Origin of the sequence: Nocardioides sp., from assembly GCF_047606145.1 — a bacterium.
Taxonomy (GTDB): domain Bacteria; phylum Actinomycetota; class Actinomycetes; order Propionibacteriales; family Nocardioidaceae; genus Nocardioides.
The window spans coordinates 25,211-38,520 of the sequence record NZ_JASGET010000083.1; the positions used below are offsets into that span (position 1 = coordinate 25,211).

Genomic DNA, 13,310 nt, shown 5'->3' on the forward strand with positions numbered 1-13,310 from the left:
TCCGCTAACCTGCCGATGACCGCATTGAGCGACGGGGGTTCGATGAGCACGGGGGTTCGATGAGCACCGGGACAGCGACCGCGACAGTGACCACCGCGCCGGCGCTGAGCCGGCGCCGGATGAATCTGGTCTTCGGCACCGTGATGCTCGCGATGCTGCTCTCCGCGTTGGACCAGACGATCGTGTCGACCGCGCTGCCGACCATCGTGGCCGACGTCGGCGGTGGCGACCATCTCTCCTGGGTGGTCTCGGCGTACCTGCTGGCCGAGACCGTGGCCACCGTGCTGGCCGGCAAGTTCGGCGACCTGTTCGGCCGCAAGCTGATGCTGCAGGCCTCGGCGATCGTCTTCGTGGTCTCGTCGGCCTTCTGCGGCCTGGCGAACGACATGACCTGGCTGATCGTGGCGCGCGCGGTCCAGGGCATCGGCGGCGGCGGGCTGATGGTGACCGCCACCGCCCTGATCGCCGACGTCATCCCGCTGCGCGAGCGTGGCAAGTACCAGGGCGCCCTGGGCGCCGTCTTCGGCGTCACCACCGTCGCCGGGCCGTTGCTGGGCGGCCTCTTCACCGACCACCTGTCGTGGCGGTGGGCGTTCTACATCAACCTGCCGCTCGGCATCCTGGTCGTGGCCGTCGCCAGCGTGACGCTGCCCAAGATCGCCAGCACGGTCCGCCCGATCATCGACTACCTCGGCATCGTCTTCGTCGGCATCGGCGCCTCCCTGCTCACCCTGGCGGTGAGCTGGGGCGGCACCCAGTACGCCTGGGGATCGACCACCATCATCGCGATGTTCGCCGGTGCGGTGGTGGCGCTCGGGCTCTTCGTCTGGGCGGAGTCCCGGGCGGTCGATCCGATCCTGCCGCTGCGGCTCTTCCGGGGCCAGGTCTTCAGCCTCAGCGTCATCCTGGCCTTCATCGTCGGCTTCGCGATGATGGGCGCGATGACGTTCCTGCCGACCTACATGCAGTACGTCCACGGGGTCTCGGCGACCAGCTCGGGGGTGCGCACCCTGCCGATGGTGGTCGGCCTGCTGATCACCTCGATCGCGGCCGGCACCATCGTCGGCCGCACCGGCAGGTACAAGATCTTCCCGATCATCGGCTCGGCGGTGACGGCGTTCGGCCTCTATCTGCTCTCCACCATGGACGCCGGCACCAGCACGCTGGCGATGTCGATCTACCTGCTGGTGCTCGGCCTGGGCATCGGCATGTGCATGCAGATCCTCACCCTGATCGTGCAGAACACCGCGGAGTTCAAGGACCTGGGCGTGGCGACCTCCGGGGTCACCTTCTTCCGCACGCTGGGCAGTTCCTTCGGCGCCTCCATCCTCGGCACGATCTATGCCAACGCGCTCTCCGACAAGCTCGCCGCGGCGGTGGTCAAGGCCGGCATCACCGACACCGACTCGATCTCGACCCCGGCGAAGATCCATGCGCTGGCGGCCGCCCAACGAGACCCGATCGTCAACGCCTACGCCGACAGCCTGCATGTGGTCTTCCTCTGGGCGGTGCCGGTGGCGGGGCTCGCCTTCCTGCTCGCGCTGCTGCTCAAGGAGGTGCCGTTGCGCGAGTCGTCCAGGGCCGGGGCGGCCGACGTCGGTGAGGGCTTCGGCATGCCCGAGTCGGCCGACAGCTCGCTGGCGCTGCAGCGGGCGATCGCGCGTCTGGTACGCCGCGCTCGACCGACCACGTTCCGGGAGATCCGGGAGTCCTCGGGCACCGCGCTGGACGCTGCCGCGGCGTGGTGCGTGGGCCAGATCGACGTACGCTCCAGGTTCGGCGGCGCCACCGATCTGCATACGGTCGCCGTCGGGCACCGGCTCCCCGGACCGGTGCTCGCCCCGGCCTTCGAGGCCACCGTGGCGAGTGGGTACCTGACCGGCGACGAGTCTGGCTACGCGGTGACCGACGCCGGCCGGACCGAGCTCGCCAAGCTCATCGGCGCGATGCGGGCCTGGCTCGCCGGGGAGCTGGAGGACTGGGACGCCGACGACGAACAGCTCAAGGAGGCGCTCGGCGCGCTCGCCAAGCGGATGGTCGACGACGATCCGCAGCTGCCGGTGGCGATGGCCACGCGCACGGGGTGAGTCGTGGTGTGCGCGGGGTGAGCTGCGATGTGAGCTGCGATGTGAGCACTGTCTCCTGTGCTGGCCCGCCGCCGGTCGGTAGCGTTGAGAAGCAAGATGCCAGCACAGCAGACCCGCTCACAGCCCGTTGACAAGCCGCGACTCGACATCGATTGGGTCAAGACGATCGCCAGCGCCCTCGCCGCGGTCTCCAGCGCGGTCGTCCTCTCCACCCTGGGTGCCGCCGGGACGCTGATCGGCGCCGCGGTCGGCAGCGTCGCGGCGACCGTCACCGCCGCCCTCTACACCCAGGGCCTGTCCAGGAGCCGCGAGACGGTCGCACGCGCGGGGCGTCGGCTCGCGGTGACCGATCCGAACGCGACGACGGTAGCGACCGAGACGACCGGATCGACCAGGACGATCCGGACGGCCACGCTGGCTCCGGAGCCGCTGGACGCCGAGGCGACGGCCGGCTCCTCCTCCGCCGGCGGTTGGCGGGAGCGGTTCCGGACCCTGCCCTGGAAGCGGATCAGCGTCCTCTCGCTGGCCACGTTCCTGGCGGTGGTGGCCATCGTGACCGTCTTCGAGCTGGTCTCGGGTCGCACCCTCTCCTCGCTGGTCGGCAGCGACGACGGCGGCGGTACGACGATCTCGCGCATCACCGGGTCCGGCGACGGCTCCGGAAGCGATTCGAGCAACTCGGGCAACGACTCCGGGAGCGACTCGAGCTCGGACGGCACCACCGCCACCAGTGACGCCACCGACGACTCGACGGCGACCTCGACCTCGACCTCGGACGAGGACACCGCCACCGCGGAGCCGTCGGAGGAGGCCACCTCGTCGGCCTCCGACGACGCCTCGTCGACGGCCACGTCGAGTGCCACCTCGAGTGCCACGGCCACGTCGTCAGCCCAGGCCAGCAGCGGGTCGGACACCGAGGACGGTGCCGCCGGCGCCACCCAGCCGTCGTCCTCGGCGTCCACGGACACGACCGGCTGACTGGGCCGCGTTACCGACCGATTCGGCCGCGCTACCGACCGATTCGGCGGTGCTATCGACCGATTCGGCGGGGGATCAACCGCGGGTGACGCGCAGGGTGAGGGTCGAGGAGCGCGAGGCCTTCACCGTCGAGGAACCCGGGTAGCGCACCACCACGCGATGGCGTCCGGCCTGGTGGACCGCCGGCAGCTTGACGCGCTGCCACGAGCCGTCCTTGGCCTTGGTCTGGTGCACGGTGCGGACGACGCTGCCGTCGACCCGGATGACGACCGTGCCGGTCGCGGCCGGTGAGCTCGGGGTGACCAGGTAGCGCACCACCGGGTGAGCACCGCGCTTGATCCGGTGGGTGCCGAGCCTCGCCTTCGTCCTGCTGCCGTGCTTGACGACCGTCAGCGTGGTTGCGGCCGAGGTGGAGCCGGCGACGGTCCCGTCGCCGGCATAGACGGCCCTCAGCCGGTGGGTGCCGACGGAGAGCGACGCCGGCAGGCTCACCTTCGCCGTACCACCCGACAGCGTCGCGGTGCCGAGCGCGGTCCCGCCCGAGCGGACGGTCACCGTGCCGGTGGGCACGCTGTCGTCCTCGGCGCTCACCGTCACCGTGGCCTTCGTCGTGGTGCCGTACGCCGAACGGGACACTCCGCTCAGCGCGGTCGTGGAGCCGACCGTAGCGGCCGCCGAGGTCGAGGCGGACGTGGAGGTCGAGGCGGACGTGGAGGTCGAGGTGCTCTCCGAGGCCGTGCCGGCGTCGTAGTCGAAGGACTTGTCCCGGAAGACCGTGTGGATGTGCACCTGGTTCTGGTAGACGACGCCGTCCTGGTGGATGTACTCGATCCACACCCGCGGCCCGGAGATGCGGAAGTAGGCGTTGCCGTCGGAGTCGGTGGTGTTGCCCCAGCCGATGTAGGTCTCGTCGTAGGCCGAGGTGTAGGCGCTCAGGTAGTCGTCGGCCACCGCGTCGGGGAAGTCATCGACCCACTGCTCGATCGCCGTGGTGACCAGTGCCTGCTGGTCCGAGCTCAGGTCGCTGACCAGGATGCCCGCGTCGTCGGGGTAGGTCGCCTCGTCCTGGCCGGCGCCCATCTGGACGTCGTCGAAGGTCCCGCTGATCTCGGCGGCGGAGAGCTCGCTGCTGCTGAGGCTGTCCAGGATGTCGAAGACGGCCGTCTTCTCACCCGACATCGGGGTGTAGGTGGTGCCGTCGGTGGTGAAGCTCTGCGGCTCGACTCCGACGAACTCCGGGGTGATCGCCACGCTGTCGCCGTCGAAGGTCGCGTTGATCGCCAGGTGGTGTCCGCCGAACTGCACCATGAAGGCGGAGTCGGTGGACGGCGTCCCGAAGAACGCGATGTAGTACTTCTCCGAGCCGTATCCGCCCGAGTTCTTGGTGGCCAGGTTGTCGTCGGCCAGCCGGATCTGCTCCTCCTCGGTGTAGCCCTGGTCGCTCAGCTCGGCCTCGACGACCGCCAGCGCCGCCTCCTGCTGGGCGTCGGTGAGATCGCCCAGCTTCAGCCCGTTGCGAGCCACCGCGTCGGTCGGCAGGTTGGACCACTCGTACTTGGTGCTGGTGTCGTCGTAGTCGTACTCGAGGGTGCTGAGCTGGTCGGAGGAGAGCGTGTCGATGAACGCGTCCGCGGCGGTGACCACCGCATCGGTGGTGGCGCTGGCGCCGGTGGACGCGGCGGTGTCGTCGTTGGAGGCTGCCACCGCGTAGGCGGCGGTGGCGAGGACCAAGGTTGTGGCGACGCCGGCCGGGATGAGACGAAGAAGGGTTCGAGACATGGCCGAGACGCTAGGGGTCGTCAATCCTGAATAGACCCTCAAGAACCTGTGAGTCGTTATCAGGAACCTGTGATTCCACGGTCGCCTCGGCTGGCGACACCGACCCCACCGTAGGCTCCGGCGGGTGTCAGCAACGGACCGGCCGATCCGCCGGGTCGGCGTGTGGGCGGTGGCCGGAGTGCTCGGGCTGTTGGCCCTGCTCGGGCTCGCCGCACCCGCCTCGGCGCATCCCTCGCCCTGGTCGACCCTCACCGTCGGCGGCGGCTCCCATCAGCTGGTGCTGCACGCTCGGGTGCCGATCGACCGCTACGAGCTCGCGACCGGCGAGCAGGTCGACGACCTCGCCGAGGCACGAGCCGGCCTGGTGGCGCGGGTCGACGCCGACGTCCAGGTCACGGTGGACGGAACCGACGTGCCGATCGTCGTACGTGGGCTCTCGCGGGGGACGGTGAACGGATACCCGGCCCTCGACTTCGAGGTGGTCGCCCGGTATCCCGCCGCCGACCCGGCGAGCGTCTCGGTGACCTGGCGGTTGGTCACCCGTCAGATCGTGAGCCACAAGGTCTACCTGCTGGGCAGCAGGGACGGCGACGGACGTCGGTCGTTGATCGGTGTCCTCACCGATGCCGGCCCCACCGCGCAGCTGATCGGCGGCGGCACCGCGGTCGAGCGCGAGGTGGGTATCGGCACCATGATCCGGGCCGGGATGAACCACATCGCCACCGGCTACGACCACCTGTTGTTCCTGACCATGCTGCTGCTGCCGGCCCCGTTGGCCGTCCGCCGGCGCGGACGGAACGGTCTGCCGGGGCTCGCGGCGACCGCGAAGGGCGTGCTGCTGATCGCGACCTCGTTCACGCTGGGACACTCCACCACCCTGGCGCTGGTCTCCTTCGGCCTGCTCAAGGTCCCGACCCGGCCGATCGAGACACTGGTCGCGGTCTCCATCATCGTCGCCGGGATCCACGCCGTGCGCCCGTTGGTACGACGCGGGGAGATGCTGATCGCGGCCGGATTCGGTCTGGTGCACGGCGGAGCGTTCGCCGAGACCATCCTGGAGCTGCATCTGGGGACCGGGGACACGATCCGCGCGGTGTTCGGGTTCAACGTCGGCATCGAGATCGCCCAGATCGTGGTCATCGTCTTCGTCGCCCCGCTTCTCTTCCTCGCCAGCGCCAGCCTGGACTACCGCTATCTGGTGGCTGTGATCGTGGCGTTGGGCACGCTGGCGGCGGCCGACTGGATCGTGGCGATCTGGACCGCGGGCGATCCGCTTCTCCAGGGTGCCTTCGACCTGCTCGCCGCCCGGCCGCTGCTCACCTGGGCCGGGCTGGCCGCGATCTCGATCTCGATGTGGGCGACCCGGCGGGCGGCCGAGGTGGGCGCGAGCCGGCAGGAGTCGATCCCGGGGGAGTGAGCCGGGTCGGTCGGGTCAGTCGGGTCGGCCGAAGACCGGCAGCTCCGGCGGGTCGTCGTGCAGCCGGGCGAGCAGGTCGGCGGCGATGGCGGCCGCGCGGTCGGGTGAGGAGCCGGGGTCGCTCGGCTTGCCGGTGCGTTCGGCGATGGCCCGCAGCACGGCGACGGTCAGGTGCGCGGTGACCTCACAGTAGACGTCGTCGGTGTCGCGGCCGGTGCGCTCGGCGATGGCGTCGCGCAGGTTGGCGGCCTCCTGCCAGAGCAGCTCGTGCAGGTGCAGCCGCGGCCCGGTGTTGGCGTCGATGACCGCGCCGATCCGCTGCAGCCGGTCCCGATCCGGACGGGGGGCGTCGAAGAGCGCCTGGATCGCGTGACCGAGGCTGATGCCGAGCGCCTCCTCGGTGGGCCGGGAGCGCAACGCCTCGGCGAGGGTGCCCTTGAAGCCCAGCGGCTCCACCAGCAGGGCCTCCTTGGTCGGGAAGTAGCGGTACAGGGTGGAGGCGCCCACCTCCGCGCCCTCGGCGATCTCCTCCATCGTGGTCGCCTCGTACCCCTTGGCCTCGAATGCGTCCAGAGCCACCTCGAGGATGCGCGCTCGCGTCTGCGCGGCCTTGCGCTCCCGCAGTCCCACCATGGACCGGAGCGTAACCTAGAGTTGACTCGGCTTCCTTTTGGAAGTCACTTCCATTCGGGGCTACGCTTCCACTGGCGCGGTCGGTCGGCCCGTCGGACCTCTACGAAAGGCTCCTCGATGGCGTGGCATCTCTTCCGACTCGGCCGGTGGTCGTTCCGGCACAAGAAGACGGTGGTGGGCCTCTGGCTGGCGCTGCTCGTGTTGGGCGGGGTCGGCGCCAGCACGCTGTCGGGCAAGACCGACGACAACTTCTCCCTCTCCGGCATGGAGTCGACCGAGGCGTTCTCCCTGATCAAGGACCGGACGCCCGGATCGAGCCCCGACGGTGCCAGCGCTCAACTCGTCTTCAAGACCGATGACGGCTCCACACTGACCTCGGCCGCGAACAAGCGGGCCGTCACCGCCGCGCTGAAGGAGGTGAAGACCAAGCACGTCGCCTCGATCACCAGCCCCTATGACGCGGGCACCATCTCGAAGTCCGGGACGGTCGGCTACGCCACGATCAGCTACACCAAGCAGTCGGTCGACCTCACCGACGCCGACGAGAAGGCCGCCGAGGCGGCCAAGAAGTCGGCCACGAAGGCGGGGATCGAGACCGTCATCGGCGGCGACGCCTTCTCCGAGGCCTCGACCTCCAGCAGCGCCGAGGCGATCGGCGTCGCCATCGCGCTCGTCGTCCTGTTGATCACCTTCGGCTCCCTGGTGGCCGCCGGGATGCCGTTGATCACCGCGATCATCGGGGTGGGCATCGGCATCACCGGCATCACCACGCTGACCGGGTTCGTCTCGCTCAGCTCCACCACGCCCGCGCTGGGCAGCATGCTCGGCCTGGCGGTCGGGATCGACTACGCGCTGTTCATCATGTCCCGCTACCGACACGAGGTGACGCTGGGCAGGCCGCGGGACGAGGCGGCCGGCCGCGCGGTCGGCACGGCGGGTTCGGCGGTCGTCTTCGCCGGTCTCACCGTCGTCATCGCGCTGGCCGGGCTCTCGGTGTGCGGGATCAGCTTCCTCACCCAGATGGGGCTGGCGGGAGCCTGCATGGTCGCCATCGCCGTACTCATCGCGCTCACCCTGCTGCCCGCCCTGCTCGGCGTGGCCGGCCGGCGTGCCACCTCCGGACGGATCAGATTCCTCCGCGATCGCGACCCCGAGGGCGACCCCAGTGTCCGCACCAACGGCCGACGCTGGGTGGAGCTGGTCAGCCGGTTCAAGGTCCCCGCCCTGGTCGGCGGCGTACTCCTCGCGGTGGTCGTCTCGATCCCGGTCACCAAGATGGAGCTCGCCATCCCGGACGACGCCACCGCGCCGTCCGGCAGCGATGCCCGGGTCGCCTACGACCTGATCGCCGACAACTTCGGCGCCGGCGCCAACGGACCGCTCGTCGTGGTGGTCGACACCGCGGACTCCAGCGATGCGCTCGGTGCCGTCAACAGCGTCGTCAGCGACCTGGAGGCGATCACCGACGACGTGGTCTCCGTGGTCCCGCCGACCGGCAGCGGCGCCGACGCGACCGCGGCGGAGAAGAAGGCGCTCACCAAGCAGCTCGCCTCGGTCTCCTACGCCACCATCACCGTCATTCCGACCAGCGGGCCCGCCGACAGTGCCACCAAGGAACTGGTCAAGACCATCCGCGCCGACCTGTCGGACCTTCCCGAGCAGGACGGGGCCCGTGCCCTGGTCACCGGCCAGACCGCCGTCGGCATCGACATCTCGCAGAAGCTGAACGACGTCTTCCCGCTCTATCTGGTCGTGGTCGTCGGACTGGCGTTCATCCTGTTGGTGCTGGTCTTCCGCTCGATCCTGGTCCCGCTCAAGGCGGCGGTCGGCTTCCTCATCTCGGTCTGCGTCTCGCTGGGTGCCACCGTCGCGGTGTTCCAGTGGGGCTGGCTCAACGGCCTGATCGGACTGGACGTGAAGACGCCGGTGGTCTTCATCCTGCCGTTGCTGCTCACCGGTGTCCTCTTCGGCCTGGCGATGGACTACGAGGTCTTCCTGGTCAGCCGGATGCGGGAGGCGTACGTGCACGGGACGCCCGCCAAGGAGGCGGTCAAGGAGGGGTTCGCGCACAGCGCTCGGGTGGTCACCGCGGCGGCGGCGATCATGACCGGTGTCTTCGCCGGCTTCGCGCTCGGCGACGCGGTGATGATCAAGACGATCGGGTTCGCGCTCGCGGTCGGTGTGCTGGCCGACGCCTTCCTGGTCCGGATGACGCTCGTCCCGGCGCTGATGTCGATCGTCGGCGAGCGGATCTGGTGGCTGCCGCGCTGGCTCGACCGGATCATGCCCAACCTCGACATCGAGGGGGAGGCCCTCGCCCGGCGACTCGGCCGGGACCAGGACGACGAGCCCACCCCGGAAAAAGTTGAGCAACGCTAATCATCTAACCTCGGGACCATGGCTGAGCTGATCACGATCCAGACCCCCGATGGCACGGCCGAGGCCTACCTCGCGAGGCCGCCGGCGGCCTCGGCGTCCTCCGCCGGGGTGCTGTTCTACATGGACGCGATCGGACTGCGCCCCCGGATCGAGGAGATGGTCGAGGAGATCGCGTCGTGGGGGTACGTCGTCCTCGCGCCGAACGTCTTCTACCGCGACGGCGACATCGCGGCGGTCGGGCCGGCCGCCGACCTGCGGGTCCCGGAGAACCGGGCCGCCTTCTTCGCCTCCGGGGCCAGCAAGCGGGTCGCCGGACTCACCCCCGACCGGGTGGCCGCCGACGTACCGGCCTATCTGGCGACGCTGCGGCGCTACGCCGCCGGGCCGATCGGCACCACCGGCTACTGCATGGGCGCGCGGCTCGCGGTCCGCACCGCCGGGCTCTTCCCCGATGAGGTGGTGGCGGTCGGCGGCTTCCACGGCGGCGGCCTGGCCACCGAGGACCCCGAGTCGCCGCACACCAAGATCGCGGGCACCCGGGCGGCGTACGTCTTGCTGCACGCCGACAACGACGGCTCGATGCCACCCGAGCAGGTCGCTGTCCTGGAGGAGGCGCTGGTTGCGGCCGGGGTCGAGCACGTCAACGAGATCATCCCGGGTGCCCCGCACGGCTACACCATGTCCGACACCTCGATGTGGGACGCCGCCGCCAACGCGCGTCATCTCAGCGAGCTGAGGGCACTCTTCGAGCGGACCCTGCGCCGAGTCGTTCGTTGACGCCGCCGATTCGTTCGTTCGCGAGGCCGAATCGTTCGCTGGTGCGGCCGAGTCGTTCGTTCGGTGCGGCCGCGACCAACCAGAACGTCAGCGGTTCCTCGAGACTCCGCGGGTAGGCAATCGCCTGCTGCGCTCCCCACCCGCGGAGTCTCTCAGTGCGGCGGCCGTCTCGTCGATGATCGCCCGCATCGCGGCGTCGGCGGCCACGGGGTCTCCACGACGTACGGCGCTGGCCACCCGATCGTGCAGCTCGATCGCCTCGGGGTTCGGGTCGCTCGGCATCAGCGCGTGATGGGTGCGTCCCTCCAGGACGGCGTCGACCAGCGGGACCAGAGCGCGCATCATCTCGTTCCCGCTGGCCTCCAGCAGGGTTCGGTGGAAGGCCTGGTCGGCGGCGAGGTAGGCCTCGAGGTCCTGTCGTCGCCCGGTGGTGACCATGTCCGAGGCCGCGACCGCCAGGGCGCGGCATTGCTCCGGGTCGGCGCGCTCGGCGGCGAGCGCGGCCGCCACCGGCTCGAAGCCGCGGCGCAGCTCGGAGAGCGAGACCAGCTGCTCGCTGCGGTCGCCCGACTCCAGGCGCCAGCGGATCAGCAGCGGGTCGAAGACGTGCCACTCCTCTCGGGGGCGCACGGTCAGGCCCACCCGTCGCCGTGAGGCGATCATCCCCATCGACTCCAACACCCGGACGGCCTCGCGCGCCGCGCTGCGCGACACGCCGTGCGCGGCGACCAGACCCTCGAGGGTGACGACGGTCCCCGGGGCCAGCCGACCCGAGGCGATCTCCTCACCGACCGCGTCGAGCAGCCGCGGATGGACCTCGACGCGGTGATCAGTGGCGCTCACGCCTAGAGCATGTCACTTCTCGGAGAAGACGTATATAGACAGTTCTTTAAAGATTTTTCGTGACAAAAGTCAGATCATTCGGCAGACTGTGACCGCCGGCACGTGACGGCCGTCACGGCCGGGTGACACGAGGAGAGTCTGATGAACCCACAACTGGTCGTGATGGGCGTGTCCGGATCGGGCAAGTCCACCGTCGGTGCGGCGATCGCCCAGCGGCTGCGGGTGCCGTTCGCCGACGCCGACGACTTCCACCCGCCGGAGAACGTGGCGAAGATGAGTGCCGGGCACGCGCTCGACGACCACGACCGCTACCCCTGGCTGGAGCGCATCGGTGCATGGCTGGCCGCGCACCCCGACGGCGCGGTGATCAGCTGCTCGGCGCTGAAGCGGAAGTACCGCGACCAACTGCGCCACCATGCCCATCGAGTCAGCTTCCTGCACCTCGCCGGGGACCGGGAGGTCATCGCCCGCCGGCAGGCCAGCCGGCCCGGTCACTTCATGCCCGCCTCGCTGCTGACCTCACAGTTCCAGACCCTCGAGCCGCTCGAGCCCGACGAGGCCGGCGTCGTCATCGACGTCGATCAGGAGGTCGACGCGATCGTCTCGGAGTACGTTGCCACCGTCGCCGACCAGGAGAACCGCTGATGTCCCTGTCCTTGCTGTCCTCGCTGCCGTCCCTGCCCGCGCTCGCCGCCACCGACCTGGTCGAGCCCGCCCGGGGAGGCGGTCAGCTGGTGATCGCCGCCCTGGTCGGGATCGCCGTGATCGTCGTCCTCATCACGCTGGTCAAGCTGCATCCGTTCCTGGCGCTGACCCTGGGCGCCCTGGCCGTCGGCGTCGTCGACTGGCAGAACATGAGCGACGTCGTCACCAGCTTCAGCACCGGCTTCGGCTCGACCGCATCCGGCGTGGGGCTGCTGATCGCACTCGGTGCGATGTTCGCCAAGCTGCTCGCCGACTCCGGCGGTGCCGACGAGATCGTCGACACCATCGTCGGCAAGGCCTCACCACGGATGCTGCCGTGGGCGATGGCGCTGGTCGGCGCGATCATCGGGCTGCCGATGTTCTTCGAGATCGGCCTGGTGCTGCTGATGCCGGTGATCTACCTGGTCGCCCGCCGCGCCCAGGTCTCACTGATCACGGTCGGCATCCCGGCGCTGGCCGGGCTCTCCGCGATGCACGGCTTCGTGCCGCCGCACCCCGGCCCGCTGACCGCCATCCAGTACACCCACGCCGACCTCGGTCTGACCCTCGGCCTGGGCGTCCTGGTCGCCATCCCGACCGTGATCGTGGCCGGCCCGCTCTTCGGCTCCTTCGCCGGGCGGTACGTCGACGTACCGGCGCCGGACACCTTCGACTCCGGCACGGCCGAGCGCGGGACCCACCAACAGCGCCCGAGCTTCGGCGCGACCATCTTCAGCGTGCTGCTGCCGGTGGTGCTGATGCTGGCCAAGTCGGTCTGCGACATCGTCTGGGACGACAACGCCGACCAGCTCCTGCGCAAGATCTTCGACGTCCTGGGGAACCCGCCGGTCGCACTGCTGATCGCCGTCCTGGTCGGCCTGGTCACCCTGGGCTCGAACGGCGCCAGGATGGGTCGCGACCAGCTGCAGAAGGTGATGGAGTCCTCGCTCCCGCCGATCGCCGGCATCGTGATGATCGTCTGCGCCGGCGGCGGCTTCAAGCAGGTGCTGATCGACACCGGGATCGGCACCCAGCTGGCCCAGTGGGCGGACAAGGCCAACATCTCGGTCATCCTGCTCGCCTGGGTGCTCGCCGTCCTCATCCGGCTGGCGACCGGCTCCGCGACGATCGCCACCATCACCGCCTCCTCGCTGATCGTCGACCTGCTGCCCGGGATGGACAACTGGCAGGTCTCCCTGGTGGTGCTCGCGGTGGGCGCCGGCTCGGTGTTCTTCTCCCACGTCAACGACGCCGGGTTCTGGCTGGTCAAGGAGTACTTCGGGATGAGCGTGGGCCAGACGATCAAGACCTGGTCGGCGATGGAGACGGTGCTCTCCGTGGCGGGACTGGTCTTCGTCTTCGTGCTCGACGTGATCCTGAAGCTGCTCACCTGAGCCGGCGGCGTCACCACAGATCGCCGGAGGGACCGGCTGAAGGACCGGCACGGACACCCCTCTCGGGTAGGGCCCCCGTGCCGGTCCGTACGACGGTAGCGCGGATGTCCCGCCGCTGTCCTCAGTCCGGGAGGATCTGTGGCAGAGGCGTGGATCGCGGCGGCCGCCGGCGGGGCGGCTCGTGGACTCGCCCGGGTTCCGGTTCGCCCGTCGGGCTCACTGGTCCACCATCCTCTTGTCGGCGTTCTCAGACAGAGCGCCGATGCACCCCGGGTGCCACCAGGTCACTGCCCTGCTCGCTTGACCCGTTCCAGACCTGGAGCGATGTCCAGGATGAGA

General features: G+C 69.9%; 10 protein-coding genes. 7 read left to right on the forward strand and 3 right to left on the reverse strand.

Translation table 11 applies throughout. The features are described 5' to 3' along the window. Positions 1-59 precede the first annotated feature (59 nt). Positions 60-2,087, forward strand: coding sequence for an MDR family MFS transporter (locus QM638_RS09945; protein ID WP_415141809.1), 2,028 nt, complete (start codon positions 60-62; stop codon positions 2,085-2,087). Positions 2,088-2,183: 96 nt separating this feature from the next. Continuing rightward, a complete protein-coding gene (locus tag QM638_RS09950) occupies positions 2,184-3,065 on the forward strand; it encodes a hypothetical protein (protein ID WP_415141810.1) in 882 nt (293 codons plus the stop codon). 75 nt (positions 3,066-3,140) lie between these two features. Here the strand turns inward: QM638_RS09950 and QM638_RS09955 are convergent, their stop codons facing one another. Beyond that, a complete protein-coding gene (locus QM638_RS09955) occupies positions 3,141-4,844 on the reverse strand; it encodes a DUF3500 domain-containing protein (protein ID WP_415141811.1) in 1,704 nt (567 codons plus the stop codon). A 124-nt stretch (positions 4,845-4,968) separates the two neighbouring features. Here QM638_RS09955 and QM638_RS09960 point away from each other — a divergent pair, with 124 nt between their 5' ends. Continuing rightward, positions 4,969-6,261, forward strand: a complete 1,293-nt coding sequence (locus QM638_RS09960) for a HupE/UreJ family protein (RefSeq protein ID WP_415141812.1) — start codon at positions 4,969-4,971, stop codon at positions 6,259-6,261. A gap of 15 nt (positions 6,262-6,276) precedes the next feature. On the opposite strand, the gene QM638_RS09965 is transcribed toward QM638_RS09960, so the two are convergent. Next, the gene (locus QM638_RS09965; RefSeq protein ID WP_415141813.1) at positions 6,277-6,894 is read right to left on the reverse strand and encodes a TetR/AcrR family transcriptional regulator; all 618 of its coding nucleotides are present in this window, start codon (positions 6,892-6,894) and stop codon (positions 6,277-6,279) included. Positions 6,895-7,011: 117 nt separating this feature from the next. Between QM638_RS09965 and QM638_RS09970 the strand changes: the two genes are divergently transcribed. After that, on the forward strand, positions 7,012-9,273 hold the full coding sequence (locus QM638_RS09970) for an MMPL family transporter (RefSeq protein WP_415141814.1): 2,262 nt from the start codon (positions 7,012-7,014) through the stop codon (positions 9,271-9,273). Between the two features lie 18 nt (positions 9,274-9,291). Further along, positions 9,292-10,050 carry a dienelactone hydrolase family protein gene (locus QM638_RS09975; RefSeq protein WP_415141815.1) on the forward strand — a complete coding sequence of 253 codons (759 nt, stop codon included), beginning with the start codon at positions 9,292-9,294 and terminating at the stop codon, positions 10,048-10,050. Positions 10,051-10,137: 87 nt separating this feature from the next. Here QM638_RS09975 and QM638_RS09980 read toward each other — a convergent pair whose 3' ends face one another. Further along, positions 10,138-10,893 (reverse strand): FadR/GntR family transcriptional regulator, encoded by a 756-nt coding sequence (locus QM638_RS09980; protein ID WP_415141816.1) that lies wholly within the window; start codon positions 10,891-10,893, stop codon positions 10,138-10,140. A gap of 141 nt (positions 10,894-11,034) precedes the next feature. Here QM638_RS09980 and QM638_RS09985 point away from each other — a divergent pair, with 141 nt between their 5' ends. After that, complete coding sequence (locus tag QM638_RS09985; RefSeq protein ID WP_415141817.1) at positions 11,035-11,538, forward strand: gluconokinase; 504 nt, start codon at positions 11,035-11,037, stop codon at positions 11,536-11,538. Then, the gene (locus QM638_RS09990; RefSeq protein ID WP_415141818.1) at positions 11,538-12,971 is read left to right on the forward strand and encodes a GntP family permease; all 1,434 of its coding nucleotides are present in this window, start codon (positions 11,538-11,540) and stop codon (positions 12,969-12,971) included. The genes QM638_RS09985 and QM638_RS09990 overlap by 1 nt, the downstream gene beginning before the upstream one ends. Positions 12,972-13,310: the final 339 nt, after the last annotated feature.

Coding starts and splice junctions, on each gene's coding strand:
- QM638_RS09945 (WP_415141809.1), top strand. CDS start 60: ATGAGCACCGGGACAGCGACCGCGACAGTGACCACCGCGCCGGCGCTG.
- QM638_RS09950 (WP_415141810.1), top strand. CDS start 2,184: ATGCCAGCACAGCAGACCCGCTCACAGCCCGTTGACAAGCCGCGACTC.
- QM638_RS09955 (WP_415141811.1), bottom strand. CDS start 4,844: ATGTCTCGAACCCTTCTTCGTCTCATCCCGGCCGGCGTCGCCACAACC.
- QM638_RS09965 (WP_415141813.1), bottom strand. CDS start 6,894: ATGGTGGGACTGCGGGAGCGCAAGGCCGCGCAGACGCGAGCGCGCATC.
- QM638_RS09970 (WP_415141814.1), top strand. CDS start 7,012: ATGGCGTGGCATCTCTTCCGACTCGGCCGGTGGTCGTTCCGGCACAAG.
- QM638_RS09975 (WP_415141815.1), top strand. CDS start 9,292: ATGGCTGAGCTGATCACGATCCAGACCCCCGATGGCACGGCCGAGGCC.
- QM638_RS09985 (WP_415141817.1), top strand. CDS start 11,035: ATGAACCCACAACTGGTCGTGATGGGCGTGTCCGGATCGGGCAAGTCC.
- QM638_RS09990 (WP_415141818.1), top strand. CDS start 11,538: ATGTCCCTGTCCTTGCTGTCCTCGCTGCCGTCCCTGCCCGCGCTCGCC.